This window comes from Nostoc sp. C057, from assembly GCF_013393925.1.
In the GTDB taxonomy this organism is placed as follows: Bacteria; Cyanobacteriota; Cyanobacteriia; order Cyanobacteriales; family Nostocaceae; genus Nostoc; species Nostoc muscorum_A.
On the sequence record NZ_CP040281.1, the window covers coordinates 4,683,055 to 4,701,210 of the forward strand.

The 18,156-nt window shown below is 40.4% G+C and carries 11 protein-coding genes; 6 read left to right on the top strand and 5 right to left on the bottom strand.

Annotated features, from left to right (window positions below; genetic code table 11):
- Positions 1-45: 45 nt before the first annotated feature.
- A complete protein-coding gene (locus FD724_RS20140) occupies positions 46-336 on the top strand; it encodes a hypothetical protein (protein WP_179073848.1) in 291 nt (96 codons plus the stop codon).
- Between the two features lie 67 nt (positions 337-403).
- Here the strand turns inward: FD724_RS20140 and FD724_RS20145 are convergent, their stop codons facing one another.
- The 3 genes from FD724_RS20145 to FD724_RS20155 form a co-directional block, all read right to left on the bottom strand.
- A complete protein-coding gene (locus tag FD724_RS20145; RefSeq protein ID WP_179073849.1) occupies positions 404-1,498 on the bottom strand; it encodes an AI-2E family transporter in 1,095 nt (364 codons plus the stop codon).
- Positions 1,499-1,680: 182 nt separating this feature from the next.
- A complete protein-coding gene (locus FD724_RS20150) occupies positions 1,681-3,114 on the bottom strand; it encodes a bifunctional orotidine-5'-phosphate decarboxylase/orotate phosphoribosyltransferase (RefSeq protein ID WP_179075566.1) in 1,434 nt (477 codons plus the stop codon).
- Positions 3,115-3,296: 182 nt separating this feature from the next.
- Positions 3,297-3,890, bottom strand: a complete 594-nt coding sequence (locus FD724_RS20155; protein ID WP_179073850.1) for a cytochrome b/b6 domain-containing protein — start codon at positions 3,888-3,890, stop codon at positions 3,297-3,299.
- 773 nt (positions 3,891-4,663) lie between these two features.
- On the opposite strand from FD724_RS20155, the gene FD724_RS20160 reads away from it, so the two are divergent.
- Positions 4,664-4,858, top strand: coding sequence for a hypothetical protein (locus FD724_RS20160; RefSeq protein WP_179073851.1), 195 nt, complete (start codon positions 4,664-4,666; stop codon positions 4,856-4,858).
- A 22-nt stretch (positions 4,859-4,880) separates the two neighbouring features.
- Complete coding sequence (locus FD724_RS20165; RefSeq protein WP_179073852.1) at positions 4,881-6,506, top strand: PRC-barrel domain-containing protein; 1,626 nt, start codon at positions 4,881-4,883, stop codon at positions 6,504-6,506.
- A gap of 184 nt (positions 6,507-6,690) precedes the next feature.
- Here the strand turns inward: FD724_RS20165 and FD724_RS20170 are convergent, their stop codons facing one another.
- Complete coding sequence (locus FD724_RS20170) at positions 6,691-8,220, bottom strand: PAS domain-containing sensor histidine kinase (protein WP_179073853.1); 1,530 nt, start codon at positions 8,218-8,220, stop codon at positions 6,691-6,693.
- Between the two features lie 487 nt (positions 8,221-8,707).
- Between FD724_RS20170 and FD724_RS20175 the strand changes: the two genes are divergently transcribed.
- A complete protein-coding gene (locus FD724_RS20175; protein WP_179073854.1) occupies positions 8,708-10,081 on the top strand; it encodes an AAA-like domain-containing protein in 1,374 nt (457 codons plus the stop codon).
- A 36-nt stretch (positions 10,082-10,117) separates the two neighbouring features.
- Here the strand turns inward: FD724_RS20175 and dnaG are convergent, their stop codons facing one another.
- Positions 10,118-12,061 (bottom strand): DNA primase, encoded by a 1,944-nt coding sequence (gene dnaG, locus FD724_RS20180; RefSeq protein WP_179073855.1) that lies wholly within the window; start codon positions 12,059-12,061, stop codon positions 10,118-10,120.
- Positions 12,062-12,202: 141 nt separating this feature from the next.
- On the opposite strand from dnaG, the gene FD724_RS20185 reads away from it, so the two are divergent.
- Together FD724_RS20185 and FD724_RS20190 are read left to right on the top strand one after the other, a co-directional pair.
- Positions 12,203-13,555: an N-acetylmuramoyl-L-alanine amidase gene (locus tag FD724_RS20185; protein WP_114081317.1), complete on the top strand. Its 1,353-nt coding sequence runs from the start codon at positions 12,203-12,205 to the stop codon at positions 13,553-13,555.
- Positions 13,556-13,678: 123 nt separating this feature from the next.
- Positions 13,679-17,803 carry a response regulator gene (locus tag FD724_RS20190; protein ID WP_179073856.1) on the top strand — a complete coding sequence of 1,375 codons (4,125 nt, stop codon included), beginning with the start codon at positions 13,679-13,681 and terminating at the stop codon, positions 17,801-17,803.
- Positions 17,804-18,156 lie beyond the last annotated feature (353 nt).

Here is an 18,156-nt window from a genome sequence, read left to right on the forward strand (position 1 = left end):
AACATAATCCTTGTCACAAGGGTTAATCTACCAAACTGAGCAATAGTGAATTTTAAGATAATATTTTCAAGCGAGGCTAGTACAGCACTAGCTAAACTACGACAAACTGACTCTAAGAAGTACCAAAAAGTTTTAAAAACGCTGGGTTTAATGGAAACAAACCTACGACACCCTAGTTTGAATACTCACAAATATGAATCTTTATCAGGGCCCAATGGAGAAGAAATTTTTGAAGCCTATGTAGAAAACAAAACACCTGCTGCTTTTCGAGTTTTTTGGTATTACGGATCTGAACAAGGAGTTATAACTATCCTGACTATTACACTTCATCCTTAATGATACCGTTGCAACTTAGTGTTAGCGGTAATATACCATCTTATTTTTTTTTTTAAACAACTCATTTCTATATTGATTCCTCTGGCAACAATTCTGATGCTAATTTACTCTTAACTACATTCTCAGAATCACCAGATTTAGAAAAACCATCTGCTGCATCCTTGATAAAACCAGCTACAGGTACCGCGATTAGCAAACCTAAGACTCCACCGACATTGGTTCCTACAAGTAAAGCAATTAACACCCATATTGGTCTAAGCCCAGTAAATCTGCCTAAAAGCCGTGGTGCGATCGCCTGATCGATTAACTGGTCAATAACAACAGCTACCGCAAAAACCTTCACTGCTAGCCAAAAGTCATGTGTGGCTATTATGAAAGTTATTACAACCACGCTGACGACATCGCCAAAAGGAATTAAGCTCAAAAGCCCGACTCCCAAACCAAAGAGTAAAGCAAACTGGACTTGAAAAGCTAAAAACATTAATGTTTCTGAAACTCCCATCAGCAAAGCCAAAGTTCCTTGCCCAATCAAGTAATTTTGAAAGTTTTGCTGAATAGACTGGCTTACTTGTTGGGCAAAATTACCCGGTAACTTCTTAAATATCTCCTCCCAAATTCTTGGGCCATCTAACAAGAGGTAAAAAGTTATTACTACTATGATTAAGGCATCAGAAACACTATCAATCGTATCTACAATAATGCTTAAAAGTTTATCCGTAACGAACTCTAATTCATTAGGTAATTGGTCAGTTACTTGTGTTAATAGGTGGCTTAAATTCACATTTAATTTGTGCTTAAAAAACCAATCATTTAAAATTTGAAGTTTTTCTTCGCTAGAATCAATCCATTGAGGAAGAACTTTCACCATCTCATTAAATTGCTCTAACACAATAGGAACTAAAGTGATACCCAGAGCAACGATAATTATCAATGCTGATATAAAAACTAATGATACTGCATAGCCACGTTTCACTCCTTGCTTTTGAAGAATGGCAACAGGATAGTTTAAAACGAATGCAAGCAAAGTAGCTAAGACAAGAATTGTTACGACAGGTTGAAAATTGTTAACAAGCAAAAATGCTAGCCAACCATTGAGAAACACTAGGGGAAATAACAGCGTAAAAATTAACCATCTAAGTAGTTGATTGAGTGGAAAATTCATAATTAATTTAAAACTAAAATTATTCTAGTTACTAGATTTAACTGGTGAAATATACTCAACGGTAAGAACATGAAAAAAATCTTCCCAATACTTCTCTACGAGAGGCTGCGCCCTAAGCGTAGCTATGCCGCAGGCTTTACGACTACGCTCAGTAGAAGTTCCCAATTCCCCATTCCCAATTATTAACTTTCAGCAAAAGCTAAAAATTGCTCCTCATTTATTCGTCCTGCTTGATAAAGAGTATTGGTAATTTCTGAAATAGTTAAAACTGAATGGCTACGATAACCATTTTGCTGTAACCTATCTTTCACACCTTGTTCATGATCGATAAGTACCACAATATCATTAACATTTAATCCTGCTGATTCTAACTTTCCTGCGCCTTCCATAACACTTTTGCCACTGATGAGAATATCGTCAACTACCACAACTGTTTCGCCAGGATGAAAGTGACCCTCAATAACTCTGCGCGTTCCGTGGGCCTTTACCTCTTTACGGGGGAAAATCATTGGACAATGAAGGCGCAAAGCTAAACCAGTCGCGGTAGGCAAAGAACCATAGGGAATACCTGCTAATCTATCAAAATTGAGATTCTTCAAAATATCCTCATAGGCTGTGAGAACTTGATTAAAAACTTGAGGATTAGAAATAATTTTGCGTAAGTCGATGTAATAAGGGAATATCGCTCCTGATGCTTGGACAAAGCTGCCAAACATAATACAGTCAATGTCATAAAGTTGTAAAATCAAATCCTGGTAGGGGTGCTGATTTAGGAAACAAACATCAGGAAACCATACAGTACATGTAGAATTTTCGTGAATAATTTCAGTTTTTAGTTGATTAATTTCTGCGCGTAAAGACTCGACTTCCTGAGATAATTGTGTGTTTCCCAACATATCTTGAGGAACAGGAATCAGCAAACCATCACCGTTAGCATTCAACCCTGCTTCTAAAATTTGTCTTAGATTTCCACCCTTCGCCCAGATGCTACGCGCCATAATAATCCGTTCCGGTGCGATCGCTCGAATATGTGCCAAAACTTCAGCATTTGTAGTTCCTACTTCCAAACCCAATTGTTCTGGAGTTCCCCAGGTTTTTGATTCTTTTACTACCTGTAAATAAAGGGGTGACTCGTTTGTGGGATATTGCTGTAAAGCTTCTGCACCTGGATTAGAAGTACAGCATAAGATAAATACCGCTTTTTCAGGATAGACCAAAAAAGGTGCTACATGATCTTGTCCTGTATAGGGACTAAGAGTGATTGCATCCACCTGCCATTCTGTAAACACAGTTTGGGCAAAAATGGTACTAGTATTTAAGTCACCGTGTTTGGCATCTAAAATTACTGGGATGTGCGCTGGAATCGCTACTAAAGTTTTGTACAGCAATTCTAAACCGGGAATACCTAACGCTTCGTAGAAGCCAAGTGTCGGTTTATAAGCACAAACGTAACCAGCAGTTTCCGCAATAATGAATTGTAACCACTTTTCCAAACCAGCGATGAGTTCTTCAGATTCATAACGCACAGGCATCATCTCTGGATTTGGATCAAGTCCTACAAATAGTAAGCTTTGATTTTGCAAGATACTACGATTCAATTTATCAAAAAAGTTCATTTTTTTTAAAGAGTCATTTGTCATTGGTCATTTGTCATTGGTCATTGGTCATTATTATTACCTGTGTCTCTCTATCTGCATGACCATAGTTTTTTAAGTAAGTTGGCGCGAAAAAACAAAAGTATGTTGCGAAACGTAAATAGGCTTAAAACCTTTACTAATGACCAATGACAAAGGACAAACTAAAACATTGATTCTGTTAAATCAGTACCACCAGCTTTTTGCCCTAATTGATAGTGAATCACTGCAAATAAGATAACCATCGGCACTGAAGCAAAGTGAACAATTCGCAATGCTTGCCAATTGCCAAACAAATCCACAATCCAGGGAAATTGAGCAGGTTTATACATTCCTATCCCTGTAAATAACGCCAGCAGCAAGATCGGAATAATTGCTGTATACGCAATCCGATGCCAAGCATAAATTAGGCGCTTGGAATTATGACTTTTTTGTAATGCTTTGAAGTCATTCGCACCGACAAACCGATGTCGCCAGCGTCGGGTAATTAAAATGTAAATTCCATACCACAAGAGATTGAGTGAGAATAGCCACATTGCAGCAAAATGCCAGTGTCTACCTCCTGCAAGCCAACCTCCTAACGTAAAGATGGGAGGAATGTGCAAACCTGCACGTCCACCAAAAACAGGGTTGGCGTTGTAAATTTGTAGTCCACTGGTGAGCATGATAAACAGGCTAATGATGTTACACCAGTGGAAAATTTTGGCTGCGATCGCTTGAGTCGGTCGCTTTCGAGTTTGAGAGGGGGTCAAAGTCATAGATTTTGACTGATAAAATTTGCTGTTTATCTGTCCTAAAAATTGGGCATGGGGCACTGGGAATTGGGCACAGGAAGAATCAACCAAGCATAAGCGTCTGTCTTGAGTAAATAGCCCTGCAAATTTGGGGGTGGTATTGCTTACCCTTATTTTCCCATTTTATGATTCAGTATTTTGGCAAAGATGTTCGCTACTGTTTTAACTTTAAGTATAAGTGTGACTAGTGTTGTTTCGATACAAAAATACTGGGGCGTGTCATCAATTAAACCAGATAACAGAAGCAGCTAAATAAATCGCACCCAAACATAGTCAGCTTATGTTACAAGTACAGCCTGCTGCTTGAAATCATATTTAAGCGAACGTTTGCATAGCGTATAAGTTGTATAGATTGTACTAAATATTTTTATTTTTAAGTATTTTAATGGTTATTGATATAGGACTCATCTTTGATTTTTGAAATATACGTAGAGTGCGTTACGCTACGCGATAACGTACCCTACACATACTTAGATTTTTTCAGAAATCAAATCGGATTCCTATACTAAAAATAAAAATATTTCTTTCCAAAAAATAGATCCAACGTTTTGAGAATAACTAGATAAAAAATCTGTCTTTGGAAATATATCTTTTGGAATTATTTATTTTTAAATAACAACTGAAGTAATGTATATGCCGATAAATAAACATTTGAACTACATTTAATGATATAGATATTCTTGTATGATACTTACAATCAAGTTTAGCGATAAAAACACCAATAAATAAGATAAAAAATGCCTAGACTCGTAGGACAGCGCTCTAATACTGGAGCTAATATCACCGTTTTGATTATCCTGATCGCCATCTTTGGGGTACTTCTCGAATACTTTGGCATGATTGATATCGTTCCCGGTTTTGGCCGAGAAGGACGATATTTTCAAATAAAAGGTCAGGCAACCAATGAACAAGTAATTGAACAACAAAATTAATAAGAATCTGAAGGATAGATAAATGCGTAAAGGTAGTGATGTTATCGATAAAGTGGTCGTTGCCTACGACACAGGTAAGAAAATTGTGCGAATTATAGATTTAATCTTTGATCAGAAACACAATCAACTTTTGGGTTTTTTAGTTGCAGAAAAGGGACTGTTTAGAGACGCAAAAGTGATTTCTTGGGAAGAAGTGCAAGCGATTGGGTTGGATGCGATCGTAGTTAACTCGAAAAAATCTGTTGTTAAGGCACATCGTGTCCCTGCAATTAAAGAGATTCTGCACCAAAATATTGTGCTGAGAAAAAAAAGAATTCTGACTACTGAGGGACTTGACCTCGGTGGATTGGTCGATTTGTTCTTCGATGAGCATAGTGGACTGGTAGAAGGATACGAAGTTTCTGGCGGTGTATTTGCCGATGCTTACTCGGGGCGATCGTTCGTTCCTGCTCGTGAAGCCCTGAAAATTGGTTATGATGTTGCCTTTGTACCACCAGAAACCTCTCAAATGATGGAAGAACAGGTGGGTGGTATCCGAGGAGTTGTTCAAGCAACTGGAGATAGATTACAGGAATCGGCTGAGACTACCAATAGCAGATTGCAAACAGCAGCTCAAACCGTGAATCAGCAGCTGCAAAGCTCGGTAGAGAGTGTGAACCGTGGGCTACAGGAAGCGAGCCAGAATGTAGGTGAACAATTACAAGCTGCAACTGATGCTACTAGCAGCAAACTGCAAGACCTCAATCGAGATGCAACTGCTTCCCTAACAAACAATTTGGTTGATCCTGCCGAGCAAAAGGTATATGTGATTGGCAAGCATGTTGAGCAGGATGTGCTGACTCCAGACGGCAATGTACTGCTACTACAGGGGCAGGAAGTGACGCTAGTCGATGCAGAAGCGGCCGATCGCATGAACATTCTGGATGAACTTTATCGAGCTACGGGTGGTAGCCTGACTGTCAATATCAGCCGCAATTTGCAAGCAGCAACAGAATCTACTAGCAATCGAATTGGGAGCCTAACTCACAGTAGCGCCGCTAATCTGCGCCACTCGGTTGATTCGCTGGTAGGACATGTGGCGATCCAGCAGGCAAGAGGGCGTAGAGTCGTACAAACAGTGCGTGCCAACGATGGCTTAATTATTGCGGCATCTGGGCAAATTGTGACGGAATCCCTTCTGGATCGGGCCCAGACTTACGGTAAAGAAATAGAATTGCTGAACGCTGTTGGTCTGACTCTGGCAACCGCAGTCGGTTCTACCGCAAGTGACAGATGGTTAGAAAACAAAGTTCAACTGCGTGACGGGGCAAGTATTGCTCAAGAGAATCTCAACACTTTTTGGCAAGCCTTGAAAGCGAAGGCAGAAAACTTACAAGGACGCGGCACACGGGCAATGAAGAAGCAACGGATTGAACAAGCTCTGGGTCGTCCAGTTACCCGTGTCATTCTTGACCCAGAAGACAACGTGATTCTGAATGTAGGTGAATTGATTACACATCGCGCTGTTAGTCAAGCTGAAGAAAGTGGAGTTCTGAATATCTTACTGAGTTCGGTCTATACCAAGGAGCCAGAAATCTCTGATAAGGAGTTACGTGCTTCAGAATATGGAATGGCAGCCTTGGCGCATCATGGTAATGGGATAAAATGAGCAACCGATTCTGTTGCAATACGGTTCGGTTAAGACAAGAGACGCGATGAATCGCCGTCTCTACAATAATCAGTCTTTCATAGAGACGGCGATTTATCGCGTCTTTGTGATCTAGAATTTTCATCAAAAAACCTTAACCGAACCGTATTGGGCGTGTTGGCAACGCTCGTATTCATGAATTTATTTAAAAGCTGGCATGTTTTCTAATCGCGGCATAGTGCCTTGCTGTTGTATTCATTTCAATTACCAACTCTGTACCTTGACCTAATTTAGAATTACACTTAATTTTACCTTGATGTTTTTCAACGATAATTTCCCGACTAATTGATAGTCCAAGTCCCTTACCTTTACCTACTGGTTTGGTAGTAAAAAATGGTTCAAACATCTGTCTTTGGATATGGGGAAGTATGCCTTGGCCATTGTCAGAAATGCGAATTATAACTTTGTGTTTTTTTCCTATTTGTTTGTTATTTGGCCAAATATCATTACTATTGACTAATGACAAATGACTTCTAACAATTTCTGTATGAATAAAGATTTTGGGAGTAAAGGAATAATCATATTTCATCCTTTCTTCTAAGGCATCAATGGCATTAGTTAAGATGTTCATGAATACCTGATTTAAATCGCCGGGGTAACACTCGATTAAGGGCAGTTCCCCAAACTCTCTAATTACTTCAATCCTGGCTCTGTCAGGCTTTTCTTTGAGCCGATGTTGTAAAATTCTCAGAACACTATCAAGTCCTTCGTGCAGGTCAACCTTTTTCATTTGGCCTTCGTCAGAGGTTGAAAAATTCCGCAAGGCAAAAACAATTTCTTTAACGCGCTCTGAGCCGGCTCGCATTGACCACAGTAATTTTAAAAAGTCTGTCTTCACGAAACTAAGGTCGAGGCATTGCAGATGTAAGGCTATGACTGGGGTAGGTTTGGGATAGTAATGTTGGTAAAGTTCAATGATTCTGATTAAATCTTCAGCGTATTGACTCGCAGGATGGAGATTGCCGTAGATGAAGCTAACAGGATTGTTAATTTCGTTAGCCATATCCGCCACCAGTTGGCCGAGGTTAGCCATTTTCTGGTTCTGCAATAACTGCCTTTGGGTATATTTGAGTTCTTCGAGGGTAGTTTCTAGCTGCTGTGATTTTTCTCTAACTTGGTCTTCTGTAGACTGGTGTTGGGCAATTTCTCTTTGGAGTTGTTCAAGTAGTTGGTATTGTTGAGTAGCGATCGCTTTATCCTGACTAATATCCTTGTGTGTCCCCGCCATTCGCACTGGTTTACCGGATTCATCCCACTGAAATACTTTGCCACAAGCCAAAATCCATTTCCATTCGCCGGATTTAGTCAACATTCGCAATTCAACTTCAAACACAGGCGTGCATCCTTGGAGATAATCGTGCAACACCTGGCGAATTCTCGGTAAATCTTGTGGATGTACAAGTCGCTCAAAGGATTTATGCTCATGAGCGATTTCGTCTAATCCATACCCCAGAATGCCCTTCCACTGGGGATCGTAATAGGTTTTATTGGTTATAAGATTCCAATCCCACAACCCCAAGCCACTGGCGATTAATGCCATTTGTAAGGCTGCTTGTGAGCATTGACAAGGATCTAAATTTTCTGGAGATAAGTCTTTTGATTCTGGGAAACTCTGCGAATCTTGTACTGAAAGTGGAGCTTCCGGTTTATGGGTAGCGGGTTCTTCGATATGCATAGCTGCTGGTACGGTGAGGAAGATATCCTGTAGCTCTCTCTCTACGCTGTCTTAGCACCCTGACGATCCATTTATGGATAAATCGTCTACTTGGTTGATTAGGCTGTAACTTCAGTTAGAAATATATCAGCCCATATCATCAATTTGGATGGAATTTCGAAAAAGGTAAACGGACGAATGTAACCTCTGTTGCGATCGCCGCAGCCATTTTTTAGAAAAAATAGCTACATTGTGTGCATCTACATTCTAAGATATGTCTAAAAAAAGTAGTTCAAATCAAATATAATCACTTAAAAACTCGAAAAATTTTGTAAAAAAAATTCTATGATTGAGTCACGTCAAATGTTTCAGGATACAAAAATATTGTCAAGCCTTGTTTGTAGCTTTTTTAGGAAAGGGCTGGCTGCTATTCATACAAGGTAGACTACATTGATTTCCAAAACATAATGGTGTGATAAAATTCATGCTGAATTGGAGCCGATGAGTAATGACTATAGATGAAGTAGTATTGCTACTAAAAGCCAGTCAAGCAACGGGTTTAACAACGCTCCAAGAGATTATATTGCGTTCTTCATGGGAAGGAAAAACTTACACGAATATTGCCTGTAAAGCTCACTATGGCGAGGAACGTGTGAGGAAAATTGCTGCTCATTTATGGCAAGTAATGAGTGATTTTTGTAAAGAACCGATAAATAAATCTAACTTCCGCCAGACTGTAGAAAATCACCGTCTTAGCAAAGCACATCAGCAATTAATTAAGGAATTCAACAAAGCAGCTACGGCTATATCTTTAGAATTTCCTAGTGGCCCAGTATCCCTTAATTCCAGATTTTACATCCCTCGCCCGCCAATTGAGGAAATTGCCTACGCAGAAATAGCTAAACCTGGCTGTTTCATCTGCATCCAAGCACCCAAGAAGATGGGGAAAAGCTCTCTGATTTTACAATTGCTTGCACGCGCTAACAATCAAGGCTTTCGCACCGTGACGTTAGATTTTCAGCAAGCAGATAAAGTAATATTTACCAGTTTGGATAAATTTTTGCGCTGGTTCTGTGCTAATCTCAGCCGAGAGTTACAGTTAGAACCAAAACTCAATGATTATTGGGATGAAGATATGGGTAGCAAAGTAAGTTGCTCTATCTATTTTCAACATTATTTACTGTCTGCGCTGGAAACTCCCCTTGTGTTGGTATTGAATGAGGTGGATTGGGTATTTGAATATGAGGAAATTGCTGGAGAATTGTTACCGTTAGTGCGATCGTGGTATGAACAAGCTAAAAGGGTAGAAATTTGGCAAAAACTGCGGCTGATTCTGGTTTATTCAACGGAAATTCTTGTTCCCATAAAACTAACTCAATCACCATTTAATATTGGTTTGCCGATTAAGTTACCTCCCTTTACAAAAGAGCAGGTGCAGGATTTAGCACTACGTCACGGCTTGGATTGGACAAATGCTAAAGTCGAGAGTTTGATGGCACTGGTAGGAGGATATCCTTATTTGGTGCGATTAGCTTTTTATCACCTAGTGGGTAAAGGGGGACTAGAACGGGATTTAGAAAAGCTATTGCAAGAAGCACCCACAGAAGCAGGAATTTATCACGAGTATTTAAAGCAATATGTGTTAGCGCTACGAGATGAATCAGCCTTAAAAAATGCTTTTTATGAAGTAATTAACGCTACAAATTATGTAAAATTAGAGCCAGTATTGGCATATAAATTACAAAGTATGGGGCTAATTAATTTAGAAGGCGATCGCAGTACTCCTGCCTGTGAATTATATCGTTTATATTTCCGACAATATTTGAAGACAAGCGAGCATTTCAATAACGGCTGTTTTAACTGTGAGTTTAAGCATGGCTAGCGTTATTTCTGCGAGGGTAACTTCAGGAGAGCAAAGCTACAGCAACTCTGTGATGGAAAAGAGCCGTTGTCGGTCTATTTTCTGGAGCTTGATTTTTTCGGTGTAGAAAGCTTGATAATAAGATTGATAACGCTCTGGTTCAGCTTCTGGATCGGTTTGTTGCCATAGTTCCAAAAAGTGGCGATAGCGTTTTTCCAGCATAACCAAGTCCATGCAAGCGATCGCAGCTTGAACTACTTGCGGAGTCCGAAGTATTTCTTTCTGGTTTTTTTCATTCACATGAAATAAATGGGAAATTAACCCCATCTCGCTGCTAAATTCTAAAAAGTGGTCTTGCAAGCGGGAAATTAAATCTGGTTGAGACGCAAAATTTCTTATCTCTCCATCACCGGATGAGATTTCTAAAATCTGTTGCCATAAAAATCGGTGGTGGGAAAGGCTAAATTGCAAATCTCGTTCCTCTAGTTCGGCAATAATCGCTTGACGTTGTTCAGGACAATGCAAGTAAATTCGCAGTAATAAGGCTTCTGCGTGTTCTAAAAGACTGCGTTCTGTAGGAAGTGGGGATTGAGAAACTTTACTACTTCCCCATGCTTGCTTCGCTGATACAGGTTTAGTGTATGCAGCCGCAGCCGGAGCAATTTGAGTTAGCAGATTTTCGACTCGCAGGGGTATAAGTCTGGTATCTCCCAAACTGAGTATTTCTGCACAGTAGGAAACGTAATAATTTCGTGTATCGCTGTTAGCTATATTTTTAAGTAATTTGACTAATTGCTGAGTTACTTGCTGAAAATCAGTAGCCTGTTTCAAGTCTCGGTTTTGAATAATTTGTTGAATCTGCCAATCTAACCAAAGTGGCGCATTTTTTAGCAGTTCTCCATAGTCTTCTGGAGTGTGGCTATGCAAATATTCATCAGCATCTTTACCATCGGCTAAATTAAGAATTTTTAGCTGAACTTCGCCTTTGTATGCTAGTTCGGCAATTTCACCGATCGCACGTTCGGCGGCATTGGTTCCGGCTTTATCAGCATCAAAGTTGAGTACTAATTGTTTCGATTCGGTATAGCGTAAAATTAACCGGACTTGTTCTAAGCTTAAGGCTGTACCGAGGGAAGCAACGGCATTATTAATCCCAGCAGCGTGGAGAGCGATCGCATCAAAATATCCCTCTACCACCACCGCTTGATCGAGTTGGGAAATCCCACCCTTAGCTTGATCAAGGGCAAATAATGTTTTACCTTTACTAAAAAGTTCCGTTTCTGGTGAATTCAGATATTTCGGTTGTTCATCTGTGAGAGTTCTGCCACCAAAGGCAATGACGCGCCCTTGAACATCGCGGATGGGAATCATCAAGCGATCGCGAAATACATCATAATAACCGCCTCCTTCCTTGCGCGGCTTAATCAATCCCGCTTTTTCTAGGATCTGCGCTGGGTAATGTTTATCTTCCACTAGATAACGATGGAGAGTTTCCCAACCTGCGGGGGCATAACCTAAACCAAATTGCTGTATAGTTTCTTCTTTGAGTTGGCGGTTAGATTGCAAATATTGAAGTGCCTTTTGCCCTTGGGATTGTCTCAGGGCGTGTTGATAAAATTGGGCGGACATTGCCAGAACTTCATACAACTGCTCACGCAAAGATAGCTGACGCTGCAATTCTTGGCGTTGTTCTGGTTCGAGGGTTTGTACAGGTACTTGGTAACGCCGTGCTAAATCCAGCACCACATCGGCAAAAGAGCGCTTTCCCAACTCCATTACAAACTTGATGGCATTTCCTCCAGCTTGACAGCCGAAGCAATAGTACATTTGCTTAGTCTGGCTGACGGTGAAACTAGGAGATTTCTCGTCATGGAAGGGGCACAAACCGACAAAATCCTTTCCACGTTTGCGTAAAACTGCGTATTCCGAGACGACATCTACAATATCGGCCCGTAGTTTAACTTCCTCAATTGTATCTGGGTGCAAGCGGGGGATTTGCATTCTAGTCTATTTGTTAAGTCATGAGTTGGTAGTTAACACTGCGGTGGGTTTACCAACTGATAGCTATTATATTCTTGTTGCTAGACCAAGAATGATCTATACAATTGCTTACATTTAATTTTATCAGAGGAAATACTGAAAATGGGACGTATTTTTATATCAGCCGCTCATGGAGGCAGAGAAGCTGGAGGGATCGATCTAGGTGCGATCGCAGGTGGTACAACTGAAGCTAAAGAGATGATTCTGCTGCGGGATTTGATTGTCACCGAACTGAGGGCGCGGAATTTGGAAATTTTGGCAGTTCCCGATGACTTGAGTGCCGCCCAAACCATCACCTGGATCAATTCTCGCGGCCGCCGAGGTGATATTGCCTTAGAGATTAAATCTGATGCAGCTAACAGCCCTTCTGTGCGTGGGGCTAGCGTCTTTTATATTGCGAATAATAGCGATCGCAAAAGCAATGGTGAACAGTTGCTAGTGGGTTTATTGCGCCGCGTCCCTCAATTACCAAATCGGGGAGTCAAGCCAGATACAGATAGTGGATTAGGTAGTTTAGCATTCTGTCGCCAGACAACGCTTCCAGCTTTGGCAATGCAAGTAGGCTTTCTTAGCAATCCAGAGGATCGGGCTTTGCTGCAAACTCGTCGCCGCGATTTTGCTTTAGGAATTGCTGATGGATTGGCAACTTGGAGCCGTGCGATCGATCCTACTCCTGGCACTCCAACCGAAGCAAATTATCCACCAATTAATATTAATATTAATGGACAAAATTACTCAGAGCAAGGAGTATTAGTTAATGGCAATGCTTACATCCCCATTGATTTAGTAGATCGTTTGCGAATTGACCTTTCAAAAGCCGCTAATGTTAATCGAATTACCTATCGCAAAATAGTTTATATTAAAGCAATAGAACTCCGAGATTTTAATGTCGCCGTTAATTGGGACGCTGCAACTCGGACTGTCAGTTTGCGCTCCAATTTGATCGTTTGCCCTGGTCAATTGGAACGAGTAATGTCAAATGGTAATACTTCCGAAATACAGTTGCAATTATTCCTCAGAAACAATAACGAAAATGCTTTGGCAAAGTTTCCAGATATTCCCAAACTTTATCGGGAAGAAGCAGGGATAGAGGGAGTAAACTATGATATTGCCTTTTGCCAAATGTGTGTAGAAACTGGATTTTTACGCTTTGGCGGAGATATTAAACCTGAGCAAAATAACTTTGCAGGTTTAGGTGCGATCGGTGGTGGTTCAGAGGCTGCATCTTTTCCAAGTGCCAGAATTGGAGTGAGGGCACACGTCCAACATTTGAAAGCTTACGCCAGTTTAGAACCTTTGGTACAAGAAGTAGTAGATCCAAGGTTTCGCTTTGTCACACGTGGAATTGCAACATTAATCGATCAACTATCAGGGCGATGGTCAGCAGATTTAGACTATGGTGCCAGGATTTCAGCAATGCTTAAACGATTATATGAATCAGCAGGACTTCTTTGAGTGTTGATTAAATAAACTTGCACTAAGTTTATTTTCTTTTATATTTTAGTGCCCGTGTTAAATAGGTTAGTAGAACGGGCATTATAAAGTGTCAGTTGAAAAATTTGAAATGTCCTTGTAAGAATGTTCATATCTTCCACTGCTTTGACAGAAGCTGATTTGGAGTCAGCGATTGTTCGCAACCCACTGATCGTTTTGCCAAGTACATCTGTGATGGCGGCGATCGCTCAGATGAGTGGTAGTCGCACTGTGTGTTCATCTTCAAGAGAAGCAGATATGGAAATTGAAGCCAGGCATCTTGAGGCGCGATCAAGTTGCGTGTTGATTGTTGAAGGGAATCAGTTGTTAGGGATTTTTACTGAACGAGACGTGGTTCGACTCAGTTCTCAAATGCGAAAACTAGAGAATCTGGCGATCGCTGATGTCATGGCACATCCAGTCATTAGCTTACACCAATCTGCATTTACCGATCTGTTCTTAGCTGTCAATTTACTCCAGCAGTATCGGATTCGCCACTTGCCCCTGCTCAATGAACAAGATGAAATAGTTGGACTATTGACTCATGAAAGCTTGCAGCAATTGTCACGTCCAATAGACTTGCTGCACCTGCGCCTAGCGGAAGATGTGATGACTTCGGAAGTGATTTGTGCTGCTCCAAGCATCTCTATGCTAGCTATTACTCATTTGATGGCAGAAAATCGGGTCAGTTCAGTGATGCTTGTAAAAGAACGAGTAGCGCAAGATCAACTCATACAACTACCGATTGGGATTTTAACAGAGCGAGATATTGTTCAATTTCAAGCATTAAAACTGGATTTTGAACATCTCCAGGCAGAGGTTGTGATGAGTACGCCAGTTTTCTCAGTCAATCCTGAATACTCTCTGTGGAGAGTTCAAGAGCTAATGCGGCAATACTTAGTCAAGCGGATAGCAGTGACTGGAACTCGAGGAGAGTTATTAGGAATCGTCACTCAGACCAGTATTCTGAAAGTACTCAATCCAGTCGAGTTAACTAATTTAGTTGGAGTATTGGAATATCAGGTGAATCGATTAGAAGCAGAGAAATTAGCACTGCTGAAAAATCGCAACGCCGAATTAGAGGAGCTAGTCCAGCAGCGTACAGCTACACTCAAGGCAAAAGCAGAGCGAGAACAATTAATTGCAACTATTGCTAGCCAAGTCCATTCTTCGCTCAATCTACAGGATATTCTCGACACAACAGTTCAAGAGGTGCGATCGCTCCTAGATTGCGATCGCGCGATGATCTTGCAGTTTCAACCCGACTGGAGCATGGTTGTGGTGGCAGACTCAGTAAAGAATGGTTATGTTTCTTACCGAGGTAAACAGATTGAGGATACCTGTTGTGCTACTGATGTGTTTGATCTATATCACCATGAAGGAATTCGAGTTGTGTGTGATATCTACACAGTACAGATGAGTGATTGCCATCGAAAACTACTGGAAACGTTGCAGACTAGAGCCAAAATTTTGGTTCCAATTATCCAAGATGGCAACCTGTGGGGACTCCTGAACGTTGTTGAAAGTCTTGCTCCTCGAATTTGGCAAGCTGAAGAAATCTCTCTAGTGCAACAGCTTTCGACCCAGATGGCGATCGCAATTAAACAAGCTACTGCTTACCAGCAACTTAAAACAGCAGAGCATGAATTGCAACAGCAAAACCTGCGCTCGAAATTGTTAGCTAATGTCACCCTAAAAATTCGTGAATCTTTACAAATTGATGAAATCCTCAAAACCAGCGTTACAGAGGTTCAAAAGCTTCTAAAGGCAGACCGTGTATTAATCTTCCAGCTAGAATCAAATTATTCCCTAACTGCGGTTCAAGAGGCAGTGCTTCCCAATTTTCCCGCAGCTTTCGGAGAGAACATTTTCGACCCTTGTTTCACGGAAAATTATATTCAGAAATACCGTGAAGGACGGATACAAGCTTTTACCGATATAGAAAAAGCGAATATCCAACCTTGCCACATTGAATTACTGCAAAGATTTGCTGTTAAAGCTAATGTTGTTGTCCCCATTATCCTCAAACATGAACTTTGGGGATTGCTCATTGCCCATCAATGTAGTCATTCCCGACAATGGATAACCTGGGAAATTGAACTTTTAGGAGAACTAGCTAACCAAATAGGCATTGGTTTAACTCAGGCCAAGTTACTAGAAGCGGAAACCCTGCAACGACAAGAACTTGAAATAGCTCGCCAACAAGCAGAATTGGCTTCGGAAGCCAAAAGTAGTTTTTTGGCGAACATGAGCCATGAAATTCGCACTCCCATGAACGCTGTTTTGGGAATGACTGGTTTGCTATTAGAAACTTCTTTAACACCAGAACAAAGAGATTTAGCAGAAACAATTAGTGTCAGTGGTGATGCGCTTCTATATCTCATCAATGAGATTTTGGATTTATCCAAACTGGAGGCTGGGGAAATGATGCTTGAAACCCTGGATTTTGATTTATCCACTTGTGTTGAAGAAGTTTTAGAATTGTTGGCTCCTCAAGCCCATCATAAGGGATTAAAAATTGCCGCCTTGATTCATCGCAATGTCCCTACTTATCTTCAAGGAGATGCTAATCGCTTACGGCAAGTTCTGATGAACCTAATAGGTAATGCTATTAAGTTTACCAGTACTGGTGAGGTGGTGGTACGAGCAGAATTGCAATCAGAAAATTATGCTACACCTACGATCCAGTTCTCCGTTACAGATACGGGGATTGGCATGGCATTACAAGACCAAAGTAAACTTTTTCAACCATTTACCCAAGTGGATGCTTCTATTACACGTAAATATGGTGGTACAGGTTTAGGATTAGCTATCTGTAAACAATTAGTAAATTTGATGGGAGGAGAAATTAAGGTCGAAAGTCAAATAGATAAAGGATCTAAATTTTGGTTTGAGTTACCTTTTACCAAACAGCATCAACCTGTTTATCAAAATCATGAACGTGAACTTTTAAATCAACGGCGCTTGTTAGTCGTAGATGACAATGCAACTAATCGTAAAATTATCTATCATCAAGCTACACGTTGGGGGATGCACGTAGATGAGGCTAGTTCTGCAACTACGGCTTTACAAGCTTTACAGCAAAGTGTCGAGCAGGGAGTACCCTATGATATAGCTGTGATTGATATGCAAATGTCCCAAATAGATGGGATGACCTTGGGGATACAAATTAAGAAAAACTCTGCTATTGCTGATATCCCTTTAATCATGTTGACCCATACTAATCAAACAGATGAAGTGCAAAGGGCGCTAAACATAGGATTTACTAGTTATTTGGTCAAGCCAGTGAAGCCATCACGGTTACTTGAGACGATCGTGAATATCTTAGGAAATCAAACAAAACTAGATGACTCTCATGTTTATAGAATTGAGCAAACGTTTGTGCCAATACAGGTAGAACCAATACATAATTCCAATAAACCCAAATTGAAATTGTTGCTAGCAGAAGATAATCTTGTTAATCAAAAAGTCATCCTTAAGCAGCTTCAGAATTTAGGCTACAAAGCTGATGTTGTCGCCAATGGTCGAGAAGTTTTGCAAATATTAGATAAAATTCCTTACGACTTGATTTTCATGGATTACCAAATGCCAATTTTGGATGGTTTAGAAACGACAAGAGAAATTCGTCGTCGGTCAGCAAGTTCATTTGCTAGCCATCGGCAACCTGTGGTGGTTGCTCTTACTGCTAACGCTATGGCAGAAGACCAACAAAACTGTAGAGATGCAGGGATGGATGACTATTTAAGTAAACCAGTAAATAAAAAAGATTTAGCAGTAGTGCTAGAGCGTTGGAGTGAAATAATTATTACTTCTGAGGCCGTTATGATTCCAGATCCCGCATCTACTAATCAAGATAGTCAAAATAGAGATTTAATCGACCTAATAATTGATTGGGAATACTTACATCAACTTTCAGATAACGATACAGAGTTGGAGTTAGAATTTTTGCAACTGTTCCAAGAAGATAGCCAAATTCATTTAGAGTCTACCAAAGCTGCATTCGCTGCTCAAGACTTTCGACAAATTGCATGGGAAGCTCATCATCTCAAGGGTTCTAGTGGGAATATGGGAGTTACAATTATACAGAAATCGGCAGAAAAGCTAGAACTACTAAGTCGTAAACATGAGATTGCTGGTATGGTCAATTTAATCGCAGATTTGGAAAATTTCATCAATCGGATTCAAGATTTTTTAACCAAGACAAATCTTAATAAGTTGACTGATCAATAGACAAGACAAAGTTAACAATTCAAAATTAAAAAATAAATTTTAAACTGTGTCCCTACTTATTATAGTTTTCCTCTAATTCTATTGACGATCAGAACTTGGCAATATATCAATGCGCTTGGGTTAAGAAAAAATTGTAGTGGCATTGCAAGACTAAAATAACGTGAGTTCGACAAGTCTTATTTGACCTCTCCCCCAGGGCAAACGCATCTAAAGTATAAGAATCCTTTAATAGCAAGGGTTTTGGCGTTTTTTAATTTAGCCTATTTTTTCATCAAGATCCTTGCCCAGCAAGGGTTTCAGAAATCCCGTGCGTTCGCCCTGACCTCTCCCCCAACCCCTCTCCGACATGGAGA

What these genes read in the sequence shown, in the direction of transcription:
- FD724_RS20175 (WP_179073854.1), top strand. Translation starts at nt 8,708, where the DNA reads ATGACTATAGATGAAGTAGTATTGCTACTAAAAGCCAGTCAAGCAACG.
- FD724_RS20190 (WP_179073856.1), top strand. Translation starts at nt 13,679, where the DNA reads ATGTTCATATCTTCCACTGCTTTGACAGAAGCTGATTTGGAGTCAGCG.
- FD724_RS20155 (WP_179073850.1), bottom strand. Translation starts at nt 3,890, where the DNA reads ATGACTTTGACCCCCTCTCAAACTCGAAAGCGACCGACTCAAGCGATC.
- dnaG (WP_179073855.1), bottom strand. Translation starts at nt 12,061, where the DNA reads ATGCAAATCCCCCGCTTGCACCCAGATACAATTGAGGAAGTTAAACTA.
- FD724_RS20165 (WP_179073852.1), top strand. Translation starts at nt 4,881, where the DNA reads ATGCGTAAAGGTAGTGATGTTATCGATAAAGTGGTCGTTGCCTACGAC.
- FD724_RS20145 (WP_179073849.1), bottom strand. Translation starts at nt 1,498, where the DNA reads ATGAATTTTCCACTCAATCAACTACTTAGATGGTTAATTTTTACGCTG.
- FD724_RS20150 (WP_179075566.1), bottom strand. Translation starts at nt 3,114, where the DNA reads ATGAACTTTTTTGATAAATTGAATCGTAGTATCTTGCAAAATCAAAGC.
- FD724_RS20185 (WP_114081317.1), top strand. Translation starts at nt 12,203, where the DNA reads ATGGGACGTATTTTTATATCAGCCGCTCATGGAGGCAGAGAAGCTGGA.
- FD724_RS20160 (WP_179073851.1), top strand. Translation starts at nt 4,664, where the DNA reads ATGCCTAGACTCGTAGGACAGCGCTCTAATACTGGAGCTAATATCACC.
- FD724_RS20170 (WP_179073853.1), bottom strand. Translation starts at nt 8,220, where the DNA reads ATGCATATCGAAGAACCCGCTACCCATAAACCGGAAGCTCCACTTTCA.